The sequence below is a fragment of the Ruminococcus flavefaciens genome (assembly GCF_900108555.1).
GTDB classification, from domain to species: domain Bacteria; phylum Bacillota; class Clostridia; order Oscillospirales; family Ruminococcaceae; genus Ruminococcus; species Ruminococcus flavefaciens_P.
Genome location: NZ_FNWV01000003.1, coordinates 1 through 26,158, shown reverse-complemented (window position 1 = coordinate 26,158; position 26,158 = coordinate 1). Strand labels below are relative to the sequence as shown.

General features: G+C 46.2%; 28 protein-coding genes and 1 rRNA gene. 20 read left to right on the top strand and 9 right to left on the bottom strand.

Annotated elements, in window-relative coordinates; all coding sequences use genetic code 11:
- Positions 1–3 precede the first annotated feature (3 nt).
- Positions 4–969, bottom strand: coding sequence for an AEC family transporter (locus BLW60_RS05235; RefSeq protein WP_347496391.1), 966 nt, complete (start codon positions 967–969; stop codon positions 4–6).
- Between the two features lie 625 nt (positions 970–1,594).
- Between BLW60_RS05235 and BLW60_RS05230 the strand changes: the two genes are divergently transcribed.
- Complete coding sequence (locus tag BLW60_RS05230) at positions 1,595–4,219, top strand: cation-translocating P-type ATPase (protein ID WP_074714953.1); 2,625 nt, start codon at positions 1,595–1,597, stop codon at positions 4,217–4,219.
- Positions 4,220–4,618: 399 nt separating this feature from the next.
- Here the strand turns inward: BLW60_RS05230 and BLW60_RS05225 are convergent, their stop codons facing one another.
- The 8 genes from BLW60_RS05225 to BLW60_RS05190 form a co-directional block, all read right to left on the bottom strand.
- On the bottom strand, positions 4,619–4,966 hold the full coding sequence (locus BLW60_RS05225) for a type II toxin-antitoxin system PemK/MazF family toxin (protein ID WP_074714950.1): 348 nt from the start codon (positions 4,964–4,966) through the stop codon (positions 4,619–4,621).
- Positions 4,967–5,075: 109 nt separating this feature from the next.
- Positions 5,076–5,465, bottom strand: coding sequence for a ribosomal maturation YjgA family protein (locus BLW60_RS05220; protein WP_074714947.1), 390 nt, complete (start codon positions 5,463–5,465; stop codon positions 5,076–5,078).
- Positions 5,462–6,661: a [FeFe] hydrogenase H-cluster maturation GTPase HydF gene (gene hydF, locus BLW60_RS05215; RefSeq protein ID WP_074714944.1), complete on the bottom strand. Its 1,200-nt coding sequence runs from the start codon at positions 6,659–6,661 to the stop codon at positions 5,462–5,464. Before hydF ends, BLW60_RS05220 begins: the two co-directional genes overlap by 4 nt.
- Positions 6,662–6,800: 139 nt before the next feature.
- A complete protein-coding gene (locus tag BLW60_RS05210; RefSeq protein ID WP_074714941.1) occupies positions 6,801–7,016 on the bottom strand; it encodes a PF20097 family protein in 216 nt (71 codons plus the stop codon).
- Between the two features lie 24 nt (positions 7,017–7,040).
- Positions 7,041–7,226: a hypothetical protein gene (locus BLW60_RS05205; protein ID WP_074714938.1), complete on the bottom strand. Its 186-nt coding sequence runs from the start codon at positions 7,224–7,226 to the stop codon at positions 7,041–7,043.
- A 256-nt stretch (positions 7,227–7,482) separates the two neighbouring features.
- Complete coding sequence (locus BLW60_RS05200; RefSeq protein WP_074714936.1) at positions 7,483–7,662, bottom strand: hypothetical protein; 180 nt, start codon at positions 7,660–7,662, stop codon at positions 7,483–7,485.
- A gap of 225 nt (positions 7,663–7,887) precedes the next feature.
- On the bottom strand, positions 7,888–9,063 hold the full coding sequence (locus tag BLW60_RS05195) for an NAD(P)-dependent malic enzyme (protein WP_074714934.1): 1,176 nt from the start codon (positions 9,061–9,063) through the stop codon (positions 7,888–7,890).
- Positions 9,064–9,145: 82 nt separating this feature from the next.
- Positions 9,146–10,105: an L-lactate dehydrogenase gene (locus tag BLW60_RS05190; protein WP_074715644.1), complete on the bottom strand. Its 960-nt coding sequence runs from the start codon at positions 10,103–10,105 to the stop codon at positions 9,146–9,148.
- Positions 10,106–10,466: 361 nt separating this feature from the next.
- On the opposite strand from BLW60_RS05190, the gene BLW60_RS05185 reads away from it, so the two are divergent.
- From BLW60_RS05185 to BLW60_RS05100, 19 genes are all read left to right on the top strand, one after another.
- Positions 10,467–11,702: an argininosuccinate synthase gene (locus BLW60_RS05185; protein WP_074714932.1), complete on the top strand. Its 1,236-nt coding sequence runs from the start codon at positions 10,467–10,469 to the stop codon at positions 11,700–11,702.
- 210 nt (positions 11,703–11,912) lie between these two features.
- Positions 11,913–12,329 carry a GNAT family N-acetyltransferase gene (locus BLW60_RS05180; protein ID WP_074714929.1) on the top strand — a complete coding sequence of 139 codons (417 nt, stop codon included), beginning with the start codon at positions 11,913–11,915 and terminating at the stop codon, positions 12,327–12,329.
- A gap of 1 nt (position 12,330) precedes the next feature.
- A complete protein-coding gene (locus BLW60_RS05175) occupies positions 12,331–12,774 on the top strand; it encodes a nucleoside deaminase (RefSeq protein ID WP_074714925.1) in 444 nt (147 codons plus the stop codon).
- 44 nt (positions 12,775–12,818) lie between these two features.
- A complete protein-coding gene (locus BLW60_RS16730; protein ID WP_175460890.1) occupies positions 12,819–12,971 on the top strand; it encodes a hypothetical protein in 153 nt (50 codons plus the stop codon).
- Between the two features lie 17 nt (positions 12,972–12,988).
- Positions 12,989–14,356 carry a DUF3887 domain-containing protein gene (locus tag BLW60_RS05170; RefSeq protein ID WP_074714920.1) on the top strand — a complete coding sequence of 456 codons (1,368 nt, stop codon included), beginning with the start codon at positions 12,989–12,991 and terminating at the stop codon, positions 14,354–14,356.
- Between the two features lie 45 nt (positions 14,357–14,401).
- Positions 14,402–15,781, top strand: coding sequence for an argininosuccinate lyase (argH, locus tag BLW60_RS05165; RefSeq protein WP_074714917.1), 1,380 nt, complete (start codon positions 14,402–14,404; stop codon positions 15,779–15,781).
- Position 15,782: 1 nt separating this feature from the next.
- Entirely contained in the window at positions 15,783–16,031 is a 249-nt protein-coding gene (locus tag BLW60_RS05160) for a hypothetical protein (RefSeq protein WP_074714914.1), read from the top strand.
- A gap of 380 nt (positions 16,032–16,411) precedes the next feature.
- On the top strand, positions 16,412–17,365 hold the full coding sequence (argC, locus tag BLW60_RS05155) for an N-acetyl-gamma-glutamyl-phosphate reductase (protein WP_074714910.1): 954 nt from the start codon (positions 16,412–16,414) through the stop codon (positions 17,363–17,365).
- A gap of 38 nt (positions 17,366–17,403) precedes the next feature.
- Positions 17,404–17,820, top strand: coding sequence for a contact-dependent growth inhibition system immunity protein (locus BLW60_RS05150; RefSeq protein WP_074714907.1), 417 nt, complete (start codon positions 17,404–17,406; stop codon positions 17,818–17,820).
- Positions 17,817–19,112, top strand: coding sequence for a bifunctional glutamate N-acetyltransferase/amino-acid acetyltransferase ArgJ (gene argJ, locus BLW60_RS05145; protein WP_074714904.1), 1,296 nt, complete (start codon positions 17,817–17,819; stop codon positions 19,110–19,112). Before BLW60_RS05150 ends, argJ begins: the two co-directional genes overlap by 4 nt.
- Positions 19,113–19,142: 30 nt before the next feature.
- Positions 19,143–19,517 (top strand): hypothetical protein, encoded by a 375-nt coding sequence (locus BLW60_RS05140; protein WP_074714902.1) that lies wholly within the window; start codon positions 19,143–19,145, stop codon positions 19,515–19,517.
- 191 nt (positions 19,518–19,708) lie between these two features.
- Positions 19,709–20,458: a PH domain-containing protein gene (locus BLW60_RS05135; protein WP_074714900.1), complete on the top strand. Its 750-nt coding sequence runs from the start codon at positions 19,709–19,711 to the stop codon at positions 20,456–20,458.
- 1 nt (position 20,459) lies between these two features.
- On the top strand, positions 20,460–21,125 hold the full coding sequence (locus tag BLW60_RS05130) for a hypothetical protein (RefSeq protein ID WP_207645911.1): 666 nt from the start codon (positions 20,460–20,462) through the stop codon (positions 21,123–21,125).
- 26 nt (positions 21,126–21,151) lie between these two features.
- Positions 21,152–22,018, top strand: a complete 867-nt coding sequence (gene argB, locus BLW60_RS05125) for an acetylglutamate kinase (protein WP_074714894.1) — start codon at positions 21,152–21,154, stop codon at positions 22,016–22,018.
- 157 nt (positions 22,019–22,175) lie between these two features.
- Positions 22,176–23,345: an aspartate aminotransferase family protein gene (locus BLW60_RS05120; RefSeq protein ID WP_081348130.1), complete on the top strand. Its 1,170-nt coding sequence runs from the start codon at positions 22,176–22,178 to the stop codon at positions 23,343–23,345.
- A gap of 2 nt (positions 23,346–23,347) precedes the next feature.
- Positions 23,348–23,812 (top strand): LURP-one-related family protein, encoded by a 465-nt coding sequence (locus BLW60_RS05115; RefSeq protein WP_072952394.1) that lies wholly within the window; start codon positions 23,348–23,350, stop codon positions 23,810–23,812.
- Positions 23,813–23,835: 23 nt separating this feature from the next.
- Complete coding sequence (argF, locus tag BLW60_RS05110) at positions 23,836–24,744, top strand: ornithine carbamoyltransferase (protein ID WP_074715642.1); 909 nt, start codon at positions 23,836–23,838, stop codon at positions 24,742–24,744.
- Between the two features lie 125 nt (positions 24,745–24,869).
- Complete coding sequence (locus BLW60_RS05105) at positions 24,870–25,253, top strand: DUF3592 domain-containing protein (RefSeq protein WP_074714889.1); 384 nt, start codon at positions 24,870–24,872, stop codon at positions 25,251–25,253.
- A 512-nt stretch (positions 25,254–25,765) separates the two neighbouring features.
- Positions 25,766–26,158, top strand: a 16S ribosomal RNA gene (locus BLW60_RS05100); the annotation flags it as partial.

Here is a 26,158-nt window from a genome sequence, read left to right as displayed (position 1 = left end):
TCCTTAGATATAATCAAGTGTTTTCAGTATGAACAGCCAGCCTGTCAGCGTGAACGCGCTGCACAGAGTGGTGAGCATGACCGCAAAGGCTGTAACAGTGCCTTTGTGACCGAGGTTTTTTGCCATTACGAAGCAGCTTCCCGTAGTCGCGCTGCCGAGCATTACCAGTATAGCGATGAGCTTTTCACCGCGAAATCCCAGCTTTATAGCCACAGGCAGGAATATCGAACAGAACAGAATGAGCTTGATAAAGGCTATGCCTGCCGTAACAGGCAGCTTTCCCTTTGCTTCGCCGAATTTCACAGAAGCTCCTAAAGCTATGAGCGAAAGAGGAGTAGCCATATTGCCCAGATATGTAACGGATTTGCTGAGTATGACGGGCTGCGGTATTTTCAGCAGCGACCATGTGATACCGACGATAATGCCGAGGATAATGGGGTTCGTGGCAATGCTTTTGAATGTGCTGAGAGCAAGTGCTTTCTTGCCTTTGCTTTTGTCCTTGTCGGGAGAGGTCACGGCAAGAGTTGTCACGGCTATGATGTTGTAAAGCGGTACAGTTCCAACTATCATCAGAGCCGCCATAGTGGAATGACCGTAGATATTGTTGACGAAGGCTATGCCGAGTATAGCGGCACTGCTTCGGTAAGAAGCCTGTATCACTTCACCGCGTTCCGAGCGTTCTTTTGTAAAGATCGAGTAAAGCACTGCAATGCCTACGCTGAGGAGAGTTGCACACATACAGAACAGTACGAACCTGCCGTCCCATACGGAGCGAAAATCCGCAGTAGAAAGATCCATGAACAGGAGCGCAGGGAGAAGTGTTCGGAATACGAATTTATTTATCTGCGCCGTTGAGTGGTCGTCAAGGAGTTTAACTCTGTGTACGAACCAGCCGAATATCATCATCAGGAATACGGGCACAGTGGCGTTGAGACTGAATATAAGATTTTTCAGGAACAAAAATATCACTACCTTATGTTATTTACACCTTGATTATAGCATATTTTTTCCACCGGTGCAACCGGTTTAGTTGTTAGTGGTTAGTGAGTAATGCATAGTGTAGAGAACGCTGCCCTCGGCGTTCCGCAAGTTGTTAGTGCGTAGTGATTAGAATGTAGGGGCGCATGACCTGCGCCCGTGTTCCTTACGTAATTAATGACACGAACAAGATGTAAGTAATGGCGGGTATTATCCGCCATTAGCCTTTAGGCTGTAGGGGCTGCCTTCGGCGGCCCGTTTTTTATAATTACGCATTGCGCGTCCGCAAACATACAAAATCAATTGCGGCGCGGACGACCAGCTCTGCATATAGCATTGCTAACCAAATCAAAGATTTGGAGCACTGCTTAAATGGTCGTCCCTACATTGTATTATTTGTGTTTTATGCGTAACTGACGGGCGAACACTGTTCGCCCCTACAAATGGTTTACTGTTGCTTGCATTGTAAGGCACGGACTGCCACAGGCAGCCCCTACTACAAATCTACTCACTACTTACTACTCACTAAGCACTGATCACTAACCACTAAATCAGTCATAATAAAAGAGGGACTGGCATATGATGTAAGGACAAAGCTACGCGAAAGGGTGAAGATATGGGACTTACTGAAAAGGAAGCAGCCGAAAGGCTCAGGACCGAGGGTGAAAACGTATTCGGAGAGAGCAGGAAAGCAGTTCCTGTGAAAATATTTCTGGGGCAGTTCAAAGACGTAATGGTGATGATACTTCTTGCGGCAACTGTGGTATCCGTACTCCTTGGAGAGATAACCGACGCGGTGACAATAATACTCATAGTGCTGCTCAACGCGATACTGGGCTTCGTTCAGGAGTACCGCACAGAGCATACTCTCGAAGCCCTGCGCTCCATGACCTCTCCCACGGCTAAATGCTGGCGTGACGGCAAGCTTACGGAAATAGACGCAGCAAAGCTTGTGACGGGAGATATCATCGAGCTTGAAGCAGGCGACCGCATACCTGCGGACGGTGTTGTACTGAAAGCGGCAGGCTTTTTCACCGATGAGTCCATACTCACTGGTGAGTCCACGGCAGTCGGCAAGACCGCAGGTGATACCACCGACAGGGACAACTCACTTAACAAGCCGAATATAGTCTACTGCGGAGCTTCCGCAACAAAGGGTACCTGCCGCGCGGAGATAATAGCAACGGGAAAAAATACCCAAATGGGCAGGATTTCTGAGATGCTGACGGATATCGACAGCGAAGCCACTCCCCTGCAAAAGCGTCTTGCGGAGCTTGGAAAGATAGTAGCCATAATATGCCTTGTGGTGTGTGCGGCAGTTTTCGGAGCAGGAGTGCTCAGGGGTGAAAATGCCTTTGATATGCTGATGACGGGCATAACCATAGCAATAGCCGCAATTCCCGAGGGACTGCCTGCAACGGTGACTATAGCCCTTGCACTGGCAGTGAGCCGTATGCTGAAGCAGAAAGCCCTTGTAAATAAGCTCCACAGCGTAGAGACACTTGGCTGCACATCGGTGATTTGCTCCGACAAAACGGGGACTATCACCGAGAACAAGATGACAGTTACGGAGCTTTCCACAGTGTCGGAAAATTATGGTTTCAGCGGTATGGGCTACAGAGTAAGCGGAGCAGTTACCAAAGGGGATAATATCGCTGTAAACCCTATGACCGAAAAGGCTCTCACGGAAGCTCTGCGGTGCGGAGTAGTCTGCTCTACGGCTGAGATAAGTGCGCATGAAGCTCCGAAGAGCCGCAACAGAGGTACACTTGCAGGTAAGGGTGAATGGAAGGTAACAGGTGATCCTACAGAAGCCGCCCTGCTCATCGCTGCTGCAAAGGCAGGTATCACAAGGGAGTCTCTGTCGGGAAGCTGCCGTGTTATTGAGGAATATCCCTTTGACAGCGAGACACGCTTCATGGCTGTGCATTGTCAGTGGGGAAGTGAAAAGCGCATTTACTTTAAGGGCGCAGAGGAAGTGCTGCTGCCGAGATGTTCACAGTATATGGACGAAAACGGCAAAGCTTCTCCCATGACGGCGGCAGTCCGCAGAGAGCTTGAGGAAAGGGCTGCGGATATGTCAGACAAGGCACTGAGAGTCCTTGCGCTTGCGGTATGTACCTCCGAGAACTTCGACCCTGACCGCGGAAACCTTGTATTTTTAGGCTTTGCAGGCATGACAGATCCGCCCCGTGAGGAAGCAAAGACCGCTATACGCAAATGCGCTTCTGCCTCCGTAAAGACTGTGATGATAACGGGCGACCATAAAAATACCGCCGTGGCAGTTGCTAAGAAAGCAGGACTTCTCAAAGGCGGAAAGGCTATAACAGGTGCGGAACTGGATAAGCTTACAGACGAGGAGCTTGACCGTGATATCGGGAAATATACAGTATTCGCCCGTGTCGAGCCCGTACATAAGCTGCGAATAGTAAAGAGCTTCAAGCGGCGCGGCGAGATAGTGACTATGACAGGTGACGGCGTGAACGACGCTCCTGCGGTAAAGGAAGCCGATGTGGGCGTAGCTATGGGCGTTACGGGAACTGACGTGACAAAGCAGGCGGCAGATGTGATACTAATGGACGACAACCTTGCAACTCTCGTGAATGCAGTTGAGCAGGGACGGTGCGTTTATGCAAATATTCGGAAGTTCGTGAGGTATCTCCTGTCCTGCAATATAGGCGAGGTTCTGACTATGTTCCTGGGCATGATAATGGGAATGCCTGTGGTGCTCCTGCCTGTGCAGATACTCCTTGTTAACCTTGTCACTGACGGACTTCCTGCTGTGGCACTGGGTATGGAGCAGCCCGAGAGCGATATAATGAGCCGTCCGCCGAGACGTTCGGGTGAGGGCTTCTTCGCAGGGGGACTTATGTGGAAGATAGTCATACGCGGTATATTTATCGGACTTTCCACACTTGCAAGCTTCACAACGGTCATGCGTATGGGCGGCTCTGTTGAAGCCTGCCGCACCGCCGCTCTTATCACACTGGTAGTGTCGCAGCTCATACACGTATTTGAGTGCCGTTCAGAGCGCAAGTCCATATTCCGCATGAATCCATTCGGCAATATGAAGCTTGTAGGTGCGGCCTTCCTTTCGGTGGCGGCACTGGCGGCAGCAGTGATGATACCGCAGCTGCAATTGGTATTCAGTACGGTAACTCCCGATATGGTTCAGCTCCTTGCAGCATTGGGCTTCAGCTTTGCAGTACCCGTGTTGGCGAATTTAATGCATAATTCATAATTATTGTGTCCGCTTACGCGGACGGATTATGAATGACATATTGTAGGGGCGCGTTTCGCGCGCCCGTGTGCCTCGTAAATTATGCATACCGTAACTATGTGTAGGGGCTGCCTTTGGCGGCCCGTGCCTTACGAATGAATTAAAAATAACCGATGTTGTAGGGGCTGGCGTTCTCGACAGCCCGTCAATTACGCGTCAATTTAAAATGCCGCACTGTAGGGACGACCATTTAAGCAGTGCTCCAAATCTTTGATTTGGTTAGCAATGCTATATGCAGAGCTGGTCGTCCGCCAATTACCGTAAAATTTCAAATGACATTGTAGTAGCATTTATAATTGTTGTGGGGTACACGGACCGCCGAAGGCAGCCCCTACAAGCTAACAGCTAAAGGCTAAGGGCTTAAATCTCCAAGCCGAAGCTTATGGAAAGGGCGGTATCCACCTTATTCATGGAATTAAGGTCAAGCTCGCCCATTTTGTCTTTAAGACGGCGTTTGTCGATAGTCCGTATCTGTTCAAGCAGGACGACGCTGTCCTTTGCAAGTCCGCATTTATCTGCCTGCACTTCGATATGTGTAGGGAGTCGGCTCTTATCGCGCTGACTGGTTATGGCAGCAGCTATGACCGTGGGACTGTGCCTGTTCCCCACATCGTTCTGGACTATAAGTACTGGTCTTACACCGCCCTGCTCAGAGCCTACAACAGGACTGAGGTCGGCGTAGTATATTTCTCCTCTTTTGACTGACATAAAAATTACTCCCGATATATAATGAATGTGTATCGCTGTCTGTATTATTGCCTTAACGGCTGAGTTTATGCAGCTTCATTTCATTATATGCTCTCGGGAGCTTTTTTGTTTATGTATCTTTATGCGGGAACAGCCTTTTAAACAGCCATATTTCCAGTATTGTAACGGCAGTTCCTGCCACATAGCACCATAAGTCCTCAGTAGCATAGCTTGTGCCGATGATTATGCGCAGCAGCTTGTTCTCAACGCCGAGTATATCTGCGATATGCGCCTTTTGCAGGAACTCCACAGCAAAGGAGAATACGAGTATACCAACTGCTATACCGTAGGAGCTGAACCTCTTCGGTACAAAGGAGCGGAACAGGCAGTACAGCACCCATACTATGATAACATCGCCTAAATATGAGCGTATGAAGTGGCTGAAATAGAACACGCCTATGCACACTTCAACGGCTGTCAGCAGCACAAAGCCGATGATATAGGGCAGACGTGCTTTCATTCGATCTCACCTGCAAGGTCGGGGAATAAGCCGAGACTGCGTTTGAGTATGCCGTTCATAAGTGCAAGGGCTATGCCGTAGTTTGTGAACGGTACGTTCTGATCTTCTGCGGACTTGCGGCGATAGACCATTTCGCGCTCGTTGAGCATACAGCCGCCGCAGTGTATAACAAGGCTGTATTTCGATAAGTCCTCGGGGAACTCACGTCCCGAGCTGAGCTCTATATTCAGAGTCTTGCCCGTAGTCTTTTTCAGAAGTGCAGGCAGCTTCACACTGCCGATGTCTCCGCACTGGCGGTGATGAGTACAGCCCTCGGATATGAGGACAGTATCGCCGTCTTTCAGCTTCTTTATGGCAGCTGCGCCCTTTACGGAAGTCTCAAGGAAGCCCTTGTAACGTGCCATGAGTATCGAGAATGAAGTCAGCGGAACGTCCTCGGGAACGATTTTGCTGACCATAGCGAATGCCTGACTGTCGGTGATGACCATTTTCGGCGGCGCACTGAGCTTGCCGAGAGTTTCCGCAAGCTGGAACTCCTTTGTGAATACAGCCATTGCGTCAGCATCAAGTACATCGCGGAGAGTCTGCACCTGCGGAAGTATCATTCGTCCCTTTGGCGCAGCCGCGTCGATAGGCGTAACGAGTACCACCATATCATTAGGGCTGAGCAGGTCGCCCACAATGCGCTTTTCTTCTGTGGGGAGCTTCGCAAGTGCGGCAATGCGCTCTTTCAGTTCGTATATGTTCACGCCTTTAAGTGCGCTCACTTCTATCTCGTTATCCTGACAGACGCGTTTTTCTGCGATATCGGACTTGTTGTAAACCGTGAGAAATGGTATATCCTTTTCCTCGAAAATACCGATGAGCTGGCGTTCGGTGTCGGTGAGACCGACAGTGCCGTCAACTATGAGTACAGCAAGGTCTGTGCGGTTGAGTATCTGTTTTGTTTTGCGGACTCTCATCTCGCCGAGAGTACCCTCGTCGTCAAAGCCGGGAGTATCTATTATCACAACAGGACCGAGAGGGAGAAGCTCCATAGCCTTTGTGACAGGATCGGTGGTAGTGCCCTTGACATCGGAAACTACGGACAGCTCCTGTCCTGTAACAGCGTTTACTACGCTGGATTTTCCTGCATTTCTTCGACCGAAGAAGCCTATGTGGACTCTCTCCGAGGAGGGGGTATCGTTTAAACTCATATTTATCATTCCTATGTAGGGAACGCAGCTCTCGGCGTTCCGAGTTAGTGGTTAGTGCATAGTGAGCCTTTAGCTTGTAGGGGCGCATTCTGCGCGCCCGTGTGTCTCCCAAAATCGCTGGAGATGTGCAGGCTCTGCGCTACTTCTCGGCGAAAACGCCGATGACCTTCATACATTCATCGCAGTAATACCCCTCACCGTGCAGTGAGAGGTGAACTGTGTTTTTTCTTATCATTTTGTCTTTTTCATCTTCGGGATACCATATCACCGATGTGAACAGCTGTGTGATACTTCCGCTGTCTTTGGCTTCGATAAAGCCTTTGCGGCATTCTTTTCCGCATTCGGGGCATTTCATATCTGGACCTCCTCAGTATAAAGCTTATTTGGTCGAGTTTGATTTTTTGGCAGCTGTAACGGCTGTTGAAAGACAGAACGCGGCAGCTGCACCGAAACCGATCTGTGCTATCATATTATCGCTTTTTGTCAAAGCGATGCCGAAAGATATACCGCAAGCCAGTGTGCCGATTATTGAGATCAGCAGAATAAATTTGTTTGTTTTTTTCATAGTTAGATTCTCCGTTTGTTATTAAAATTAAAGCATTGGAAGATATTTAGACCGTTGGTCGTTCGGCAATGACGGTTTTAGTATATCATATTTTTATTGTTTTTGCAAGCAAATAAATTACACATTACAAAAGGACATATATAAGGGCGCACAAAAAAGTGCGCCCGAACCGTTAGCTTTGTATGGACAGCATGGGCTGTCCTGATTTTGCGATATTGCCTATAAATGCCATAATATAGGTATTAGCTTTATTTTTTCACTTCTGTTTTGCTGTAAGAAATGTAGCGACACAGAATACACAAACTACTCCTAAGACTATCTGTGCCATGAGGAAGCTCTGTGTAACGAGAGAGATAACAAGTATTAAAAAGCTGATTATCGTTCCGATCAGACTTACAAGATGAACTTTAGATGTTTTTTTCATAGTGTTTTTCATAGTGTTTTTTCTCCTTGATTTGTTGAATTTATTTTTTTATAAAGCTAACGGTTAAAGTGCTTGATAACTGTCAGCCCTTACTTCGCACTCTGAAATAGAAAGAGCCGTAAAGTAGGAAACTGTACGGCTCCATTATAACATATTCCTACCAAAAAATCAACATTTGTGATAAGATTTTTGTGCATTTGACAAATCAGGGGATAAAATCAGAGGCTGCACTGTGCATTATATACGTGCAACACCTGTATCTCTTGCAGCCTGAGCTACAGCCTTAGCTACGGCCTGTGCAACTGTCTTGTCCAGTGCGCTTGGGATAATGTAATCTGCGCTGAGCTTATCGTCTGTAACGAATGAAGCGATAGCCTTAGCAGCAGCTATCTTCATAGCGTCGTTGATATCGCTTGCACGAACATCAAGAGCACCGCGGAAGATACCCGGGAATGCGAGAACATTGTTGATCTGGTTCGGGAAGTCGCTTCTGCCTGTACCGACAACAGCTGCGCCTGCTTCCTTAGCGAGGTCGGGCATGATCTCGGGAGTCGGGTTAGCCATTGGGAAGAGGATAGGCTTGTCAGCCATAGACTTCACCATTTCAGGAGTTACGCAGCCGGGTGCTGAAACGCCGATGAATACATCTGCGCCCTTGATAACTTCTTCGAGGCTGCCCTTTCTCATCTGCTGGTTTGTGATCTCAGCCATCTCGTCCTTCATTGGGTTCATGCCCTCAGGTCTGCCCTTGTAGATAGCACCGTTTCTGTCGCAGAGAACAACGTCCTTGAGTCCCATAGAAATGAGGAGCTTGATGATAGCGATACCTGCTGCGCCTGCACCGCTTGTAACTACTCTTATCTCGTCAAGCTTCTTGCCGACTACCTTGAGAGCGTTGAGCATAGCAGCGAGAGTAACAACGGCTGTACCGTGCTGGTCATCGTGGAATATCGGGATATCACAGCACTCCTTGAGCTTCTTTTCGATCTCGAAACAGCGAGGAGCAGAGATGTCCTCGAGGTTTACGCCGCCGAAAGAGCCTGCAAGGAGACGTACTGTATTAACGATATCGTCAACTTCCTTTGAACGAACGCACAGCGGAACTGCGTCAACGTCGCCGAATGCCTTGAAGAGAGCGCACTTGCCCTCCATAACAGGCATACCAGCCTCAGGACCGATGTCGCCGAGACCGAGAACAGCTGTACCGTCTGTAACTACAGCAACGAGGTTTGAACGGCGTGTGAGCTCATAGCTCTTGTCAACGTCCTTCTGTATTTCGAGGCATGGCTGTGCAACGCCGGGAGTGTAAGCGAGAGAGAGGTCATCTCTTGTTTCGAGAGGAGCACGGCAGATAACTTCTATCTTGCCCTGCCATTCCTTGTGCTTTTTAAGGGATTCTTCTGCATAATTCATGGTTTAAATTCCTTTCAGTGTCTTATTTTTAAAAAAGCGGAGAACATAAGAGTCCTCCGCGAAAATGCTTATTTGCGGTTTCTCAGAACTGGATCTGGTCAATAACGTTTCTCAGTGCCTTTGCGCTGTCCTGAAGCTTCTCTATCTCCTTATCGTTGAGCTTTGGTGAGACTTCTCTCTCGATACCGTTGCTTCCGATAACACATGGGAGACTGAGGCATACATCGTTGATACCGTATCTGTCGTTTATCATAGTAGAAACCGTTAAGATGTTCTTTGAGTCACGGAGAACAGTGTCACATATCTTGTTAACGCTCATTGCGATAGCATAGAAGGTAGCACCCTTTCTCTTGATGACCTCTGCGCCTGCCTTGCGGACTTCGTCGATGATCTCGTCCTCGTCAAGGTCTGCGTGATCCTGGTCTGCACAGTATTCATCAACAGGAACGCCTGCGATGTTCATGATCGACCATGGGATAAATGATGAATCGCCGTGCTCGCCGAATACGTAAGCATGAATGCTGTTAGGGCTGAGACCTACGTGGTCAGCGATTATTGAACGAAGTCTTGAAGTGTCAAGAGCTGTACCCGAACCAATAACCTGATTAGGCTTGAGGTCTGTACACTTCAGAATAGTATATGTAAGGATATCAACAGGATTGCTGACAACTACATAGATAGCATCGGGAGCGTATTTAGCCACCTGAGGCATTACTTCCTTGATGATATTTACGTTGGTCTGAGCAAGGTCGAGACGTGTCTGACCGGGCTTTCTTGCAAGACCAAGAGTGACAACTACGATATCGGAGTCTTTAGCGTCCTCGTATCCGCCGTCGAATACTTCAACGTTCTCGCCGAATGAAACGCCCTGACGTATATCCATAGCCTCGCCCTTTGCCTTAGCCTTGTTGATATCAACAAGAACGATATCAGAGCAGGTACCTGCTACTGCGAATGTATAAGCAACAGATGCGCCGACATTGCCTGCGCCAAGTATAGTTATCTTTGTACCGTTTTTCTCAGCCATTATGTTAACCTCCATAGATCTCGGTATGCTCTGCCGCTTCTTTATAACTTTGCAGAGCGATATGTACTTATCATTATAAACATAAAGGTAAAAAATATCAAGCAAAAAAGCGTCTTTATTGCAAAAATCGTAAATTCGTACAAAAGGCGGTAACATTTAACAAAGCTTTTTCACTCTGTGGATAATAGGCGGTGATTAGCCCGACCAATTAGGAAATCCGAGCCTTGAATGAATAATATGCAAAATAAAGTGGATATTTTCAAAAATAATGAATATTTATGCAAATATACTTGACATTATTTTACTATGTAGTATAATAGATTTATATCGCAAATCCACGCAAAGTTTATGCGTTTATATTCAGGAGGTAATAACAATGGCAAACAAAAAGGATATCAAAAAAGTAGTTCTGGCATATTCAGGCGGACTCGATACATCTATCATCATTCCGTGGCTCAAGGAAAACTACAATAACTGTGAAGTTATCGCTGTTTCAGGTGACGTAGGACAGGGCACAGAGCTTGACGGACTTGAGGAAAAGGCTATCAAGACAGGTGCTTCAAAGCTCATCATCGCCGATCTCAAGGAAGAGTTCATTCAGGACTATGTTTATCCTACAGTACAGGCAGGCGCTATCTACGAGAACAGATATATGCTTGGTACATCATTTGCACGTCCTATCATTGCTAAGCGTATCGCTGAGATCGCTCTTGCAGAGGGTGCTGACGCTATCTGCCACGGCTGTACAGGTAAGGGCAACGATCAGGTAAGATTTGAGCTCGCTATCAAGGCTTTCGCTCCTGAAATGGCTATAATCGCTCCTTGGAGAGAATGGGACATCAAGAGCCGTGATGAAGAGATCGACTACGCTGAGGCTCACAATATCCCGCTCAAGATCAACAGAGAGACAAACTACTCAAAGGATAAGAACATCTGGCACCTTTCACACGAAGGTCTCGACCTTGAGGATCCTGCAAACGAGCCGCAGTACGAGAAGAAGGGATTCCTTGAAATGGGCGTATCTCCTATCGATGCTCCCGACAAGCCAACATATATCACAATCCACTTCGAGAAGGGCGTTCCTACACAGCTCGACGGCAAGACACTCAACGGTGTTGAAATGGTATCAGCTCTTAACAAGCTGGGCGGCGAGAACGGTATCGGTCTTGCAGACCTCGTTGAGAACCGTCTCGTTGGTATGAAGTCAAGAGGCGTATATGAGACTCCCGGCGGTGCTATCCTTTACCACGCTCACGAAGTTCTCGAAACGATCACACTTGACAAGGAAACTGCACGTATCAAGCAGTACCTCGGCATCAAGTTCGCTGATATCGTATACAATGGTCAGTGGTACACACCTCTCCGTGAAGCTCTCACAGCTTTCGTTGACAAGACACAGGAGAGAGTTACAGGCGATGTTAAGCTCAAGCTCTACAAGGGCAACATCATCAACGCTGGCGTAACTTCACCATACACACTCTATGATGAAGAAGTTGCTACATTCGATGAGGACGAGGTTTACAATCAGGCTGACGCAGCAGGCTTCATCAACCTCTTCGGTCTCCCGATAAAGGTTAGAGCTCAGCTGGACAAGAAGCGCAACAATAAGTAATATTGCTGATACTCAAATAAGTGAACGTTTCAGGCAGGGGAGCCTTCTCCTGCCTGTTACGATTTCTTTATAAAGTTTAGAGTTGAGAATTGAGAGTTGAGAGTTAATGTGTTCTCTGTGCTCACATTATTCAGATATTCTGCCGAAGGCAGCGCCTTAACTTTCAACTCTAAACTCTCAACTGATTTTTATTGCGAAAGGAGAATTACTATGGTAGAGATAAGGCTCATGACTATCAATGACTGGAAAGGCGTTGAAGAAGTCTGGAAAGAACATGAAGGCACAAACCCCGTTGACGACTGCGAGGAAGGCTTCACAAGATATCTGAAGCGCAATCCCACCACAAGCTTTGTTGCTGTGGACGGTGAGAAGATAATCGGTACGATACTGGCAGGTCATGACGGACGAAGAGGCTTCTTTCACCATGTAGTAGTTGCTCCCGAATACAGAAACCACGGTATCGGTGAGGACTTGGTCAACCACGCTATGGACGCTCTCGAAAAAGAGGGCATACAGAAAACGGCTCTCGTTGTTTTTGAATACAACGATCTTGGCAACGGCTTCTGGGAGCACATAGGCTTCACCACAAGACCCGATCTTGTTTACCGCAACAAGTACGTAAAATAATATGGATAAATTCATGAAAATAGCCATTGACGAGGCTCGGACAGGCATTACCGCAGGTCACGGAGGACCTTTCGGCTGCGTCATCGTCAGGGACGGCAAGGTGGTCGGCAGAGGTCATAACGAAGTAATAAAGCAGAACGACCCTACCTGCCACGGAGAAGTAACGGCTATACGTGATGCCTGTAAAAATCTCGGTACATACGACCTTTCGGGCTGTGAGCTCTACACTACCGCAGAGCCATGCCCCATGTGCCGCGGAGCTATAATGTGGTCGAATATCAGAAAGGTGTATTTCGGCTGTAATATTGCTGATACAGACAGTATCGGGTTCAGAGACAAGGTGTTCTACGAGTCACCCGAGGATATATCCGAAGAGCTTGACCGTAAGGAGTGCCTTGAAGTCTTTGAGGAATACCGTGCCATAAACGACAAAAAGAGCTACTGACAAACAATCTCACTCAACATCTCACCACTATAAGGAGAACTACTATGAAAAGCGGTAATTTTGGCATAGCTTTGATACTTTTTGCAATATTCCTTACGCTTAACAGCTCGGGAATGGAGCTTTTTACATTTATTATTGCGATCACAGGACTTGGCTGTTCCATAGCTGAGAATATAATGCAGAAAAAGAAAAATTGAGCTACAGGAGAATTATAATGGCAGATATGAGAAAGATCAGAAGTGTTTTTGCAGTTATGGCTGCTGTATCCCTGCTTGCAGGCTGTGGAGAGAAAAAGACTTCCGATAATAATAATACCACAGAAGCAGCAGCTGTTACGGCAGTTACTACGGAAGCTGCAACGGAAGATACCACCTCAGCTTCAAGCGATACGGACTATGTCGAGCTTTCGAGAAAGCTCCTTGATGACATCTTAAATGATGATTTCAAGCCTGTTATGGAACTGTTTTCTGAAAACTGCAAGGAACAGCTCACCGAGGGTGTACTCATGGAGGGCTGGAAAAACATAAAAGAAGAAGGCGGCAATTTCATTGCCGTAAAGGAGTCAAAGACCGAGACCGAGCAGGGCATGACTGTTGTAACTACAGTTATGGACTTTGAAAAAAACGATTTTGATTTCATGCTTGCTTACAATGACAAGGGCGAGATCGAGGGTATAATGTTCACTTATCACCAGGAGGAGGAGATAGCTCCTCAGGTGACTGCCACATTTGCAGAGACCTGCATAAAGGTAGGCGAAAAAGAGTTGGACGGTATGCTCACTATGCCTAAGAATGCCGAAAAGCCGCCTGTAGTGATACTCATACAGGGTTCGGGTCAGCACAATATGAACGAGGGCAGCGGCGAGCTTGCTACTTTCAACGAGCTGGCACACGGACTTGCCGAAAGAGGCATTGCTACCATAAGGTACAACAAGAGATTTTATCAGTACTCCGAACTTGCGGCTGACGGGAACTACACCATACAGGAAGAGGTTCTTGAAGATGCAGGCGAAGCTGTAAAGCTTGCTAAGTCCTATGTGGACGAGGGCAAGGTAAGCGGCATATTCGTAATGGGACACAGTCTCGGCGGCTGTGTTGCACCTTCTATCGCAAAGGCAAACAGCGATGTACAGGGTATCATCTCACTTGCAGGTACTCCGAGAGACCTTGTAGATGTTGTAATAGATCAGCTGACCGCGCAGAGAGACGCTGCCGAGATCGGTTCGCAGAAGGATTCATTGCAGGAAATGCTCGATGATGCAGCTGTAATGAAGGAAGGCAATGACAAGGACGCAACTCTTTTAGGCTGGGGTTATAACTACTATAATTCCCTTAAGGAGTTGAATATAGGCGAGACTGCAAAGAGTCTCGATATACCCATGCTGTTCTTACAGGGCGATTCCGATGTACAGGTATACCCCGACAAGGACTTCCCACTGTGGAAGGAATACCTTGAGGGAAAGGACAACTGCACATTCAAGCTTTATGAAGGTCTCGGACACTTATTTGACGATGAGGACGGACATCTTAATAAGCAGGTAATGGACGATACAGCTGAATTTGTAAAAAACAGTGTTAAATAATGATTTTTTATCGGATATGAAATTTGTATTACAGGAGAGATAATTATGGCAGATATGATGTGGGCAGGAAGATTTTCAAAGCAGGTCGACGAGGGCGTCAACGCTTTCAATTCTTCCATTTCGTTTGACGGCCGTATGTATGAACAGGATATACGCGGAAGTATCGCTCATGCAACTATGCTTGGCGACTGCGGTATAATCCCAAAGGAGGACAGCAAGCTCATAGTCGGCGAGCTGTGCAAGATAAGCAACGATATAGCTGACGGAGCTGTGGAGCTTGATCCCAATGCCGAGGATATCCATATGTTCATCGAAGCCGAGCTTACAAAGCGTCTCGGCGATGTGGGAAAGAGACTCCACACAAGCCGTTCAAGAAACGATCAGGTAGCAGTTGACCTCAGACTCTATCTCCGTGATGAGATAGCTGAGATATACTCACTTGTAAAGGAGCTTGCAGTTACGCTTCTCAATATGGCAAGAGAGCATACCGAGACTATAATGCCGGGATATACTCACCTCCAGAGAGCACAGCCTATCACATTTGCACATCATCTTTTAGCTTATGTATGGATGCTTCTCCGTGATATGGAAAGATTGCAGGATACAAGCAAGAGAATGAACTATTGTCCTCTCGGAAGCGGTGCGCTTGCAGGTACTACTTATAAGACTGACCGCAAGCAGACATCAGATCTTCTCGGCTTTACAGCGCCTATGCCAAACAGCCTTGACGGTGTTTCCGACCGTGACTACTGTATCGAGCTTTGCTCGGCACTCTCCATACTTATGACACATCTTTCAAGATTTTCCGAGGAAATAATCCTCTGGTGCTCATGGGAATTCAAATTCGTTGAGCTTGATGACGCTTTTGCTACAGGCTCGTCTATAATGCCTCAGAAGAAGAACCCTGACGTTACCGAGCTTATCCGCGGAAAGACAGGCAGAGTCAACGGCGACCTTGTAACTCTTCTCACTATGATGAAGGGCATACCCCTTGCTTATAACAAGGATATGCAGGAGGACAAGGAAGCTATATTCGATGCAGTTGACAACGTTAAGCTCTGTGTAAAGACCTTCACTCCTATGCTTGCAACAATGCGCGTACTCAAGAATAATATGAGAAACGCAGCTGCAAGAGGATTTATCAATGCTACGGACTGTGCTGATTATCTCGTTAAAAAGGGTATGCCTTTCCGTGATGCATACAAGATAACAGGTACTCTCGTTGCAAGATGCATCGAGGACGGTCTTACACTTGAAACACTTCCTATAGAGGAATACAAGAAGATGACCGATCTCTTTGACAAGGACGTATACGAGGCAATAAGCCTTGAGACCTGTGTCCGTGAAAGAAAGTCCGAGGGCGGTCCTTCACCTGACGCTGTAAGAGAGCAGATAAAGCTTGCAGAAAAGGCTCTGGACCTCTGATATGAAGAAAAAGGATATAACCTTTATCATAGGACTGACTATCCTTATGGGTGTCACATGGATAATAGGCGAGCTTGTTATGGGACTGTGGATAGCAGTCATGCCGAGAACGCATATAATCTGGTTCGCAGTTATAGTTACCATAACACTTGCGATAAGCATATGGCACTCTTTCATTGAGGACAAGTCAGACTTTGAAGACCCCAAACGCGCTAAGTATGAGCGCAAAGTAAATAAGCGCAGGAAATAGTGAGTAGCGAGTAGATAGTAGAGAGTAGAATTGTAGTGGCTGGCGTCCTCGACAGCCCGTGAGCAATGAAGTTCTGTGCTGTAGGGGCGCGTGACCCGCGCTCGCCAATTATGCAAAAACTATAAATAACCCACTGTAGGGGCTGCCAGCTCTGCATATAGCATTGCTGACCAAATCAAAGATTTGGAGCACTGCTTATGTGGCAGTCCGCAAATGAGTAGTAGGTGTGACTGCATTAATTCATAATGCACAATTCATAATTAAAAGTGCCGTAAGCGATGTACGAGTAAGGACGTTGATAAAAGTGAACGAGTTTACGAGTGACAATGTGGCAAGGGGGCGCAGGCTCTGCGCTGACGGCTGTAACGGAGGTATAAACAATGTCAGTAAAAATCTACATAGACGGTCAGGAAGGCACGACAGGTCTTAAAATACAGGAGCGCTTCAAGGACAGAAAAGACCTTGAGATAATGAAGATCAGCGAGGAGCTGAGAAAAGACCCTGCCGAACGTGCCCGTCTTATCAACAGTGCGGACTATGTTTTCCTTTGTCTGCCTGATGCGGCTTCAATAGAGGCTGTATCGTTCATCGACAAGGATAACGACCATGTACGTATTATCGACGCTTCAACAGCTCACCGTACAAATCCCGACTGGGCTTACGGTTTCCCCGAGCTTTCACCTGCTCACAGGGAAAAGATACGCACATCTAACAGAGTCGCAGTTCCGGGCTGTTATGCAAGCGGATTTGCTTCCATAGTTTATCCTCTTGTAAATAACGGGATAATACCTGCTGATTTCCCTGTTTTTGCATATGCAACTTCTGGCTACAGCGGAGCAGGCAAAAAGGCTATCGCAGTATACGAGGGCGAGGATAAGCCCTTTGAGTTCAACAGTCCCCGTCAGTACGCGCTTTCTCAGCAGCATAAGCATCTGCCTGAGATGAAAGCAGTATCGGGACTTACATACACTCCTATGTTCAATCCTATGGTATGTGACTATTTCAGCGGCATGGTAGTAAGTGTACCGATACAGACAAGAATGTTGGATAAAAAAGTTACACCGCAGCAGGTGCATGAGATGTATGCAAAGCACTATGAGAGTGCAAAAATGGTAGAGGTAATGCCTCTTATGTCAGCTGACGAGCAGAAAGCGTTCTTCCTTGCATCGAATACTCTCAGCGGACAGAACAAGTTACAGGTGTTTGTTTTTGGCAATGACGAGCAGATACTTCTTTGTTCACGCCTTGATAATCTCGGCAAGGGAGCAAGCGGTGCAGCTGTACAGTGCCTTAACATAATGATGAATATTGACGAAACGACAGGATTAGTATGATTAAACATGAAAACAATCATTTCGGGGGGAATGAAACTATGAGCAAAACACTGAAAGAGATCTATGAGTATGACCTCATAGAGGACGACGGCATCGACTATACTGTTGATGAGTGGTTCAACACTATCATGGAAAAGACAAAAGATCAGCTGAGCGTAGCAGATGTAAGCCGTATGCTCAGACAGAGGATATGCTCACGAATAGCAATAAAGAGAGCTATAGAAATGCTGAGCGATGATCCGTTTATAGGGGAAATGTTTGAAGGACAGCTAATGTTCAACCTTTACAAGGGTAAGGAAAAGTATCTGAAACTGTTCTATACTCAGATGGGACCTGTGCTTGAAAAAGCAGGGCTTATGGCTAAGTGCCACCAGTTCGGCTCAGATGAGGAAAAGGAAGAGTATTTGAGCGTTATATCTAAGTTCGCTCAGAAGATCAAGGAGGAAACCACATGAAGCTTGTAGAATTACAGGGAGTTACATTTATAGAAGGCGGCGTATGTGCTGCAAAGGGATTCAGAGCAAACGGTGTACAGTGCGGTCTTGCGCACAAACCGCTTGGTGAAATGGACGCAGCAAATGCTGCTGCAAACAATGCTATCCCCGCAGCCAAGAAGAAAAACGATCTTGCACTTATCGTTGCCGACAAAGAGTGTCAGGCAGCTGCCGTATATACAACAAATAAAGTCAAGGGTGCTCCTATCATCGTAACAAAGGAGCATATCAAGGACGGAAAGGCAAGAGCTGTTATTGTAAACTCGGTAAATGCCAATACCTGTAATCCCGACGGCGTAGAGAAGGCAACAAAGATGTGCCAGCTCGCAGCCGAGGCTCTCGGAATAGATGAAAATGATGTTATCGTAGCTTCTACAGGCGTTATCGGTCAGGTACTCCCTATTGAGCCTATCGCAAACGCTATGGGCGAGCTTAAAGACGGTCTCACATATGACGGAAACAAGCGTGCTCTCGAAGCTATAATGACTACAGATACACAGGAAAAGGAAATTGCCGTAACATTTGAAATGGGTGGAAAGAACTGCACTATGGGCGGTATGCTCAAGGGCAGCGGAATGATACACCCGAATATGGCAACTACACTCACTTTCCTTACAACAGATGCTGATATCTCGGCAGAGATGATACAGCGCGCCCTCAGCGATATCGTAAAGGTTACTCTCAACAGAGCAAGCGTTGACGGCGATACTTCCACAAACGATATGGTATGCATCATGGCATCGGGCGAAGCAGGAAATACTCCTGTAACCTCCGAGGGTGAGGGCTATGAGCAGTTCAAACACGCTCTTTATACTATCATGATGAACCTTGCAAGAATGATGGCTCGAGACGGCGAAGGTGCTACAAAGCTTATTGAGTGCGCTGTAAGAGGTGCAGAGAATGATGATATAGCTGAAAAGGTAGCAAAGTCCGTTATCGGTTCGAGCCTTATCAAGGCTATGATATTCGGTGAGGACGCAAACGCAGGAAGAATTTTCTGCGCACTTGGCTATGCCGATGCTGATTTCGATATCAGAAAGGTTGATATTGAAATGGCTTCCGCAGGCGGAGTTATCCCGCTCGGACGCAAGGGCAATGTTATAGAGTTCTCGGAAGTTCTTGCAAAGAAGATACTCCAGGAAGAGGAGATAAAGATACTCATTTCCCTCGGCGAAGGCAATGGAAAGGCTATCGCATGGGGCTGTGACCTTACTTACGATTATGTAAAGATAAATGGAGATTACAGAAGCTGATATACAGTGCTTTCCCTTTAGGAGCAAAATATGTCTGATATTGAATTTGAGAATTACCTTAAAGACGGCGAGCACATACTCTGGAGCCAGATACCCGAAAAGAAAAAGCTGCACTTGAGCGAAGGTATCATTCCGATCGTTTTAGGAGCGGCGGTTTTGATCGTAGGTCTGTATGTACTGCTGAATGAGCGCGCTCTCTCTTCACTGATCTTTATTATCGTCGGCTTGATAATTATTTTTGCAGAAATAGAGCGTTCAGCAGCATATTTGCTGACCGATAAAAGGGTACTTATCATCAAAGGTATGAAGTATAAGAAGATACCGTATCATCATATATCTTTTGTAACAGTGGAAAAGAAGAAAAACAGCGATATGGGAACTGTTTCTCTCTGTTTTCTTATTTAAGAAAACGCCCCGGTCACCACACCAAAGAATATAAAGTAAGGTGGCGTAAACTCTATGATGTTCAGGACTGCGAAAAAGTCGCTGAGATCATAAAAACACAGAAGGATATGCCCAACGCATATGACAAGGCAAGAGAGATCGAGCGTATGCAGGGGTTCTGATAAACATAAACTTATATAGGGGGTGAGGAGATGTTCGGAAGAAGACGAGATGAGGACTATGACGCATATAACGAAAAATATTCCTCAAAGTATGATGATGACTATATAGCGCCGTCTGAGGAGTACCGAAGCGAGTGCGATCATGACCATGAACAGACCTACGATGATATCACAGATGTCAGGGAGTGCGACCACAGCCACGAACAGACCTATGAAGATATCACCGATGTAAGAGATTGTGACCATAGTCACGAGCAGACCTACAATGATGCAGACCGTGAACAGCGTTCCTACGATAATTATGTAAGCCTTGAAAGCCGCTTTGAAAAGCTCCTCATGCCCAATGAGCATCTTCTGTGGGCAGGCGGAAAGGATAATCTCAATCAGAAGAACGGCAGTGCAAAAGCAGGCGGCATAATGCTGCTGGTTTCCATAATCCTTATGTGTACTGTTGTAATGGCTGTTGTTGGCATAATAATGCTTATTGTCAGCATAAGTATGCTGTCGGGTTCTACAGCAGGACTTTACGGCATAACGGATAAAAGGCTCATAATCTTAAACAGCTCGGGACAGACCTCGATACCTCTTGAAAATATAACGAGAGTAAGCTCCACAGCAGGCAGTAATGGCAAGGGCTATATAACAATGTATCTGACAAAACCCATAAGGAGCAGTAGCAGCAGGAGCAATAACATCATTGGTATGTATAACATCAGCGATGCGAAAAGAGTCGAAAGGATACTCAATGACGCTATCCACGGTGCTCTGATGAATAAATGATTTGCAGGCAGGTGTGAAGATGCTCTGGAAGAAAAAAGACGAGGATTGGAGATATATCGGCAATAACGCCGGAGAGTCGGAGGAGGAAGCTCAGACTAAGCTGTTTACAGACCCCGACTATGTGAAAAGTATATTTCAGCCTTTTCTTGAAGAAGATGAACAGATATTATGGTGTATGGGCGGAGGAAAAGCCAATACAAAAAATCCCATTGAAACTATGAAAAGTAAATATGCTATTGCTTCAATAGTGATCAAAGCTATGGTAGTTATAGGCATTTTGCTTACGTTATTTGGTAAATCAAGAACAGCATTCATCAACTTTCTGATGTTCCTGCCTGCGTTACTGCTATATGAGTTTTTCCCGATCATCATGATATTATTAGTGGCAGGTCTGATAATCTGGTTTTTTGTATCAGGTAAAAAAGGTATGAACTTTGCTATAACGGACAGAAGAGTAGTTGTCTTTGGATGCGGTCAATGGATAGAGGCGAAATTTGACGATATTGTTGTAACGAGCGTAAGTATGACAAAAGGAAATAAGGGAAGAATTGAAATAAGTCTGACGGAAGCAGTTGATGAAATAATACTGTGGAATATAGATGATCCTTATCGTGTCAAGTATTTGCTCGACAAGGCAATAGAAGATCACCTGGCAAAACAATTTTAAGTTTAAATAAAAGGAAGTAAGGAAAAATGGAAAAGATCTCAAATAACGAAAAATCGCAGGTGCTTATTGATGCCCTGCCCTATATACAGAAGTACAATAACAAGATACTTGTTATAAAGTACGGCGGAAACGCTATGACCAACAAGGACCTCAAAGACGCTGTAATGACAGATATCGTTCTCCTTTCACTGGTCGGCGTAAAGGTAGTCCTCGTACACGGCGGCGGTCCTGAGATAAGCGATATGCTGAAAAAGCTCAACATCGAGAGCCGTTTCGTTAACGGTCTGAGATACACCGATGACGCAACAGTTGACGTTGTAAAAATGGTGCTCTCGGGCAAGGTAAACAAGGAGCTTGTACAGCTTCTCGCTCAGCACAAGGGCAGTGCAGTTGGTCTTTGCGGTATCGACGGCGAGATGCTCATGGCTGAAAAGAAAAAGACCGACGACGGTCAGGACTTAGGCTGGGTAGGCGAGATAACAAAGGTGAACACAAAGCCTATCACAGACGCTTTAGCAAACGGAAATATCCCTGTTATCGCAACTGTTGCAACAGATGCAGAGGGTAATACATATAATATAAACGCAGATACAGCCGCAGCAAGAATAGCTGCCGAGCTTGGTGCGGAAAACCTCATACTTATGACAGATATCGCAGGACTTCTCCGCGATAAGGACGACCCGACAACACTTATCCCAGAGGTAAATGTCAGCGAGGTTCCTTTCCTCAAGAGACAGGGCATTATCTCAGGCGGTATGATACCTAAGATAGACTGCTGCGTTGAAGCTGTCAGACGCGGTGTCAGCAAGACTGTTATCATAGACGGAAGAGTTCCCCATTCTATCCTCATTGAGATACTCTCCAATGAAGGAATAGGCACTCAGTTTACTTGATAAGGTTTCTTCTCGTAAAATAATTTACTTGTATACAAAAAGTTTACTTATGTTACTTGTGAAAAGATTGATTTTGACTGCCTTTCAGCGTTATAATAATAGTGTGTCTGAAAATTTATGAACTATGTCCAAGGCAGTCTGCATCAAGGAGGATATTATGAATACAATTGATAAATTTAATTCCCACGTTATGCAATCCTATGGACGTTACCCACTGGTAATGGAAAAGGGTAGCGGCAGACGCTGCAAGGACGAAAACGGCATGGAATACATTGATTTCGGAAGCGGTATAGGTACTAATTCACTGGGCTACTGTGACGAGAAATGGGCTGACGCCGTATGCGCTCAGGTAAGGACTCTCCAGCACAGCTCAAACTATTACTATACAAAGGTACAGGCTGATTTCGCAGATAAGCTCTGCGGCATATCAGGCTATAAGTCGGTATTCTTCTGCAACAGCGGCGCAGAGGCTAACGAGTGTGCCATAAAGGTGGCAAGGAAGTACAGCTTCGATAAATACGGCAAGGGCAGACATACTATCATCACCCTTGTTAATTCCTTCCACGGCAGAACTATCGCAACACTTTCCGCTACAGGTCAGGATGTTTTCCATAACTACTTCTTTCCGTTCGTTGAAGGTTTCGTAAATGTTACCGCAAATGATATAAGCGACCTCAAGGCAAAGCTTGAGGATAAAACTGTCTGCGCAGTTATGATGGAATACATTCAGGGCGAGGGCGGCGTAAGGGCTCTTGACAAGGAATTCGTTGACGCGGTGTATGAGCTTTGCGCTCCGAGGGATATCCTCGTTATCGCCGATGAAGTGCAGACAGGCGTAGGACGTACAGGCAAGTTCCTTGCAGGCGACCACTACGGCCAAAAGGCTGATATCACAACTCTTGCAAAGGGCATCGCAGGCGGCGTGCCTATGGGAGCTTGTCTCGTTAACGAAAAGTGCAGCGGAGTCCTGACAGCAGGTACTCACGGCTCAACTTTCGGCGGCAATCCTATTGCCTGTGCAGGCGGTCTTGCAGTCCTTGACAGGATAGAGAGCAAGGGCTTCCTTGATGAAGTAACAGAAAAGGGTAACATTATAAGAGAACAATTGAAGAAATGCAGTGAAGTTACAGCACTCAGCGGTCTTGGTCTCATGGTAGGCATCTCTCTGAAGAGCAAAGATGCCCATGATGTCGCGCAGAAGGCTCTTGAAAAAGGACTTCTTGTGCTTACAGCCAAGGAAAAGGTAAGACTTCTTCCTCCGCTTACAATATCTTACGACGAGCTGAAGGACGGATTGAAAATTCTGATAGAGATACTGGAGGAATGATTATGGAGTTGCAGTTAGTTGGCAATGGTACTAAATATACCGTCGAAGATAAAAATGGAAAGCTTCTCTATACCATAAAGAAGAAAAGCTTCAGCTCGCGCTATAACTTGATGGATACAAGCAATTACAACCTCTATACTCTCGTTCAGACAGGTGACTCAAAAAGACCAACTTTTACCATAATCCTGAATGACAATGTGTTTATGACAATGGAGTGTACCTCCTTATTTCTTGACCCGACTATCAAGGTAAAGAATAAGCAGATGCGTTTTGATCTGGCAAGCAAGGACAGAAAGAATTTTGAAATAATCCTTGACGGAAAGCACGTTGGAGAGATACAGACCCTTATGGGAGTAACAGGAGAGCTTCAGTATCACATAGAAATCGAGAATACCGCTTTTGATGACTATATACCGCTGTTTGCGCTGGCTATAGACAAGGCGTTCGGCGAAATGAACAAGTCATGACAAAATATGGAAAGGATATAAATATGAAACACTTACTTAAAATGCTCGATCTCAGCACAGAGGAGATCATAGAAATACTTAACCTTGCAGACCAGCTCAAGTACGAGCTCAAGCACGGTATCCCACACCCACACCTCAAGGGCAAGACTCTTGGTATGATATTCCAGAAGGCTTCAACACGTACAAGAGTATCATTTGAGACAGGTATGTATCAGCTCGGCGGCTATCCGCTGTTTCTCTCATCAAATGATCTCCAGATTGGACGCGGTGAGCCTGTACAGGATACAGCAAGAGTTCTCTCGCGCTACCTTGACGGTATCATGATCCGTACATTTGAGCAGAAGGAAGTTGAGGACCTTGCACAGTACGGTTCTATCCCGATAATCAACGGACTTACAGACTTCTGTCACCCTTGTCAGGTACTTGCCGATCTTATGACTATCCGCGAGTTCAAGGGCAGCTTTGACGGACTTAAAATGTGCTTTATCGGCGACGGAAACAACATGGCAAACTCACTTATCGTAGGCTGCTTAAAGGTAGGTATGAGCGTATCTATCGCTTGCCCTGACGATTATCAGCCGCCAAAGGAGATACTTGACTTTGCAAAGACATACGGCGACAAGTTCGAGATGACAAATTCACCTATGCAGGCTGCAAAGGGTGCAGACGTACTTATAACTGACGTATGGGCTTCTATGGGACAGGAAGGCGAAGCTGAGAAGCGCAAGAAGGCTTTCGCAGGCTATCAGATAAACGACGAGCTTATGGCTCAGGCAAATGCAGACGCTATGGTTCTTCACTGTCTCCCTGCACACCGTGAGGAAGAGATCACAGAGAAGGTATTCGAGGCTCACGCAAACGAGATCTTTGAGGAAGCTGAGAACCGTCTCCACGCTCAGAAGGCAGTAATGGTAAAGCTCATGGCAAACTGACAAGCTGAGCTGTTAGCCATGTAGGGGACGGCATCCTCGACGCACCATAAACAAATACATAATATAGGGGCGGATATTATCCGCCCTTGTTTTTAGGAAATGATGTCACAAAAACGAGGTGAAATATGAAATACATGATCTGGGCAGGCATAGGAATTATTATCGCCATAGCAGGACTTATCTATCTGGGAAAGCTCCTGCTGCTGAAAAAGAACGGTATCGAGACCGAAGCGGAAGTAATATCGGTGCGCGAGAAGCGGCAGAACTACTACGTACACAAGATGCGCTACGGCAGCGGTGATAAGGTCTATGAATTTGAGGATAAGGCAGGCTTTTCCGAGCCGTTCAAGGTCGGCTCGAAGCATACCATAATTTACGATCCGAAAAATCCGCAGAATTTTGACTTCGCCGAGCAGATAAAAAAGAACCTGATAATAATAGGCGTGCTTGTAGTAATGGCGGTGCTTTTTGTAGTCAGATGGTGGTGGCTCGGCAAGCTTGGAACTTGATTGGCAAATATGACCAAAATACGAAGAAAAAGCTGCATATTCTTTTAGTTGACAATTGGCTGTAAACCTGCTATAATAAATAAGTCGCCGCGAGGGAGAGACGCAGAAAAGTAAGACTGCTGGGGCAGCATTGGAGGCGTAAGGACGAAGCGGAGGGTGAAAAAACAAATCGAAAAAATTTCCGAAAAGGTATTGACAAAGGAAATGATTTGTGATATAATATTAAAGCTGTCCTGAGAGGCGGTCGAGAGAAAGAGAAAAATTTCCAAAAGAAATTTTGAAAAAGTACTTGACAAGTCAGACGGAAAGTGATATAATATTAAAGCTGTCTCGCAAGAGGGAGTAAACAGCATCTTGAAAATTGAACAATGCGAATAAGAAAAAGTAACGACCCTTGAGATTTCTTTGTAAAAGAAGAAAAGTCAAGAAAAGACTAAAAAACACTTTGAAGTAATAACGCAAGCGTTATGAACTGGATCGATATTTAAATCTAAGGATTTATATATACAACTTTAATAAAGAGTTTGATCCTGGCTCAGGACGAACGCTGGCGGCACGCTTAACACATGCAAGTCGAACGGAGTTATTTTGAGTTTACTTAGAATAACTTAGTGGCGGACGGGTGAGTAACACGTGAGCAACCTACCTTAGAGAGAGGGATAGCTTCTGGAAACGGATGGTAATACCTCATAACATAACTGAACCGCATGATTTAGTTATCAAAGATTTATCACTCTGAGATGGGCTCGCGTCTGATTAGATAGTTGGTGAGGTAACGGCTCACCAAGTCGACGATCAGTAGCCGGACTGAGAGGTTGAACGGCCACATTGGGACTGAGACACGGCCCAGACTCCTACGGGAGGCAGCAGTGGGGAATATTGCACAATGGGGGAAACCCTGATGC